Origin of the sequence: Agrobacterium sp. MCAB5 (genome assembly GCF_052114365.1) — a bacterium.
GTDB lineage: Bacteria > Pseudomonadota > Alphaproteobacteria > Rhizobiales > Rhizobiaceae > Agrobacterium > Agrobacterium tumefaciens.
This window is the reverse complement of the sequence record NZ_JBFREP010000172.1, coordinates 1-548: the sequence shown is the minus strand read 5'-3', so window position 1 is coordinate 548 and position 548 is coordinate 1. Positions and strand designations below refer to the sequence as shown.

Genomic DNA, 548 nt, shown 5'->3' with positions numbered 1-548 from the left:
TCCCTGGCCCTGGYAACAGCCAACTCGGCCAAAGCAGCAGCACGCTTCGCCCGCGCTGTCGCCAGCTCTGCCTCCAGGGCAGCAGCATGATCACGGTGATTTTCGAAGCCGGGTTCCATGCTCGAAGTGAATCACAAAACCCCTGATTTGCATAGGTTTTCTTGATGCCAATGGCGGCAAATCCTCGCCAAAAATCGCTATCCAGCGCTCGTCGGACGCCATGTCTGCTGCGGGTTTCGCCAGTCAATTCCCTCAAGCAAATAAGACATCTGGCCAGCCGTCAGCGCAATCGCTCCGCCCTCAGTCACCGGCCAAATAAAACGGCCACGCTCGAGCCGCTTTGCGTATAGCGAAAGCCCAATTCCGTCATGCCAAAGAGCCTTGATCAGCCGGCCGCTTTTCCCGCGGAACACAAAAACGTCACCCTTGAACGGATCACGACCAAGACCTTCCTGCACGATCAGAGCAAGGCCCTGCATCCCCTTGCGCATATCGCAATGGCCGCTCGCAATCCAAACCCGCACGCTCGAACTGATCGGGATCATTTC

Annotated in this window: 1 protein-coding gene; it reads right to left on the bottom strand. The window is 57.2% G+C overall.

Annotated features, from left to right (window positions below; all coding sequences use genetic code 11):
• Positions 1–197 precede the first annotated feature (197 nt).
• Positions 198–548: IS66 family insertion sequence element accessory protein TnpB (tnpB, locus tag AB4Z23_RS28045; RefSeq protein WP_441361250.1), on the bottom strand; the 351-nt coding region annotated here is incomplete at its 5' end.